Origin of the sequence: Streptomyces sp. (assembly GCF_019510245.1) — a bacterium.
Taxonomy (GTDB): domain Bacteria; phylum Actinomycetota; class Actinomycetes; order Streptomycetales; family Streptomycetaceae; genus Streptomyces.
Genome location: NZ_JAEKKT010000414.1, coordinates 1 through 3040, shown reverse-complemented (window position 1 = coordinate 3040; position 3040 = coordinate 1). Strand labels below are relative to the sequence as shown.

General features: G+C 72.5%; 2 protein-coding genes and 1 pseudogene. 2 read left to right on the top strand and 1 reads right to left on the bottom strand.

Going from position 1 to position 3040, the window contains the following annotated elements; genetic code table 11:
- Positions 1-126 (top strand): annotated as a pseudogene (locus JF597_RS53140) (acyl-CoA dehydrogenase); the annotation flags it as partial.
- Positions 127-143: 17 nt separating this feature from the next.
- On the top strand, positions 144-2090 hold the full coding sequence (locus JF597_RS53135) for an FAD-dependent oxidoreductase (protein WP_294014180.1): 1947 nt from the start codon (positions 144-146) through the stop codon (positions 2088-2090).
- Positions 2091-2210: 120 nt separating this feature from the next.
- Here the strand turns inward: JF597_RS53135 and JF597_RS53130 are convergent.
- On the bottom strand, positions 2211-3040 hold an 830-nt coding region (locus tag JF597_RS53130; protein ID WP_294014178.1), incomplete at its 5' end, for a hypothetical protein.

Below are 3040 nucleotides of genomic sequence, written 5' to 3'. Positions count from 1 at the left end.
TGGGAGCACCCGGCACACCTGTACGTGCGCAGGGCACGCAGCAGCGAAGTGCTGTTCGGCACCGCGAACCAGCACCGCACCCGGCTCGCCGAACTCGTCGGCCTCACCACGCGACCCGCGGCCTGAGCGGCACGGAGAACCCCATGACGCCGAGCACCGACCTCACCCTCGCCACGCCGTTCACCCTCGGTGATCTCACCCTGCGCAACCGCCTGGTCGCCACCGCCCACGCGACCGCCGCCGTCGCCGACGGAGCCCCCACCGACGCCGACGCGGCCTACTGGCGCCGCCTCGCGAGGGGCGGCGCCGGGATGGTGATCACCGGAGGCACCGCCGTGGCCCCCGAGTCGACCCTGCCCCAGCGCTACCTGACGGAGGCGTGGCGCCCCGAGATCAAGGACGCCGTACGCCGCCGGGCCGAGGCCATCACCGAAGGCGGCGCCGTCGCCATCGCGCAGCTCGTCCACTTGGGCCGCGAGACCCTCGGCGCGGGCACCTACTATCCCCCCGTCTCCGCCGCCGCCCTCCGCTCCCCGCGCGAGGCGACCGCTCCCCACCCGCTGAGCACGGAGGAAGTGCGCCGAGTCGTCGACGCCTTCCGCGTCTCGGCGTCGAACAGCGTGCAGGCCGGCTTTCACGGCGTCGAACTGCACGCCGGCCACGGCTACTTGCTCGCCCAGTTCCTCTCCCGCGTCAACAACACCCGCGACGACGAGTACGGCGACCGTATCGCCCTGCTCGCCCAGGTGATCGACGCCATCCGCACGGAGATCGGCCGACTCCCCATCGGCGTACGGGTATCGGTGGAACCCGGTGACGACTCCGGGCTCAACCTGGACGACCTGACCGAGCTGCTTCCGCACCTGTACGAGGCATCGCCCTTCGACTACGCCAACGTCACCACAGGCGTCCGCAACACCTACGTCCCCGGCATGGCCACCACCAGCCCGCCCCTGCTGGAGTCGGTGGCCCGGCTGCGTGCGGCGGTGCCAGTGCCGCTGCTGATCAGCCAGGGGTTCCGGTCGGTGGCCGACATCGAGCGGGCCCTGGGCTCGGGGGCCGACCTGGTGGGCATGGCCCGGCCCTTCATGGCGGACCCGGACTTCCCCCGCAAGGTGATCGCGGGCGACGAGCGCTCCGTACGCCCCTGCACGGGCTGCAACGAAGGCTGCCGGACCTTCGAGCCCACCGGATCCTGCTCGGTGAACCCGGAACTCGGCCCACCGGGAGCCACCTCCCGCCCGGCCGTACCGCTGCTGCTCACCCGGCGCGCCTCCCGCCCCGGCCCCGTCGCCGTCCTCGGCGCGGGCCCCGCGGGCATGGAGTGCGCCATGGCCCTCGCCCGTACCGGCGCCGAGGTCGTGGTCTTCGACAACGCCCGGGAGACCGGCGGCCAGGCGCGTCTCGCCGCACTCGCCGCGCACCGTTCCGGCTGGCAGAAGCTCGTCGCCTACCAGCGCGACCAACTCACCGACCTCGGCGTGCACATGCGGCTCGATACGTCCCCGACCGCCGCCGAACTGGCCGGATACTCCCAGCTGGTGCTCGCCACCGGCGCCGAGGAGACGGCCGTCCCCGTGCCCGGGGATTTGCCGACGCTCACCAGCACCGCCTTCCTCGACCAGTACGCCGACCTCGTTCCGCGTGCGCCCAGGGTGGCCGTCCTGGACGACGGCTTCGGCTGGTGGCAGGGCATCAGCGCCGTCGAGAGCGCGCTGGCGGCGGGCGCCAGTGAGGTCACCGTCGTCACCCCCGGCACCGGGTTCGCGACGGGCCTGTCACCGGAGAACCGCACCCAGCTGATGAACCGCCTCACCGGCGCGCCGCTCCGCATCGCCGTGATGAACACCGTGACGGCCACGACGGCCGGCGAACTGCGCCTGCGCAACGTCATGGACGGCCACGAGACGTTCCTCGCCGCCGACATCCTGGTGACGGTCGGCGAACGCCGCCCGCGCCGCCCGGACTTCACCGCGGCCGACGGCCAGACCGTCCACGCGATCGGCGACTGCGTCGTACCGCGCCGCATCGCGCACGCCCTCGCGGAGGGGCGCGCGGCCGCGGCGGCGGTCACGTCGAAGGCGTCATGAACACCCGCTCGTAGGCCGACTCTCGGGCCGCCGGACGACGTCGACCACGTCGTACGGATCTGCCCTGGCGAGGCGCTGCGGAGTGCCGCATCCTGCGCTGCGCGCCCCTGGCGGGGGTCCTCATGGCAACGGTTCGCCTTGCGCGACCGTCGCGCTGTGGTGGGCGCGGATGATCGCGATCACCGTGTCGGCGGTGCGGTCGAGGTGGCTGCGGCCATCGGGCAGCTGAGCCGTCGGGCTGATGTAGCTCTGCGCACCGAAGTGAGTGGCCGGGTCGAGCCGATGCACGGTGACCTTCCCGGCCCGAACGGCCCGGTTCCATCCGCTACGACGGAAGAGTCGCCGGCGCTGGGGGAAGATCCAGGTACCGATCTGCTCGATCCGGTCGTTCGCGCTGGTGAGTTGATGCAGGTGCTCGGCATGGGTGAGGTCGCTCGCTCCGTTGTGGAACCCGCCGAGCGTGATCAGCAGGAGCGGGCAGCGCAGCCGTGTGTACAGCTCGTCGACCGCGCCGGTGGCGACCTGGGCCCCGCCGCTGTAGCTGAGCAGCACCACGGGCATACGGCTGTCGGGCTCGTAGCCGGCGAGTCCGAGCTGCGTGGCGATCTGGGAGCCGACGGCCCGGTTGTACAGGGGCCGGTAGCGGTGGTCGGCGGCGACGAAGGTCTGCATGACGTTGTGGAGGAACAGCAGCAGCCCGACGCGGCGTCGCAGCCACGCCCACACCGGCCGGTCGGCGAGCGGGTCGGCCAGTGGTGAATAGGGTTGTATCTGTCCCAGCACTCGCAGCTCCGGCGCTCCGGCGATCAATGCCTCGACCAGCTGGCCGCCGTCCCGGCTGTCACGGACGCGGCGTTTGCCGATGCCGTCGAGGTAGACCAGGTAGGCACCCGGGGGACTGTCGGGGGCCGCACCCCGGGCGTAGGGGACGCCTTCCGGGAGCTCGGTGA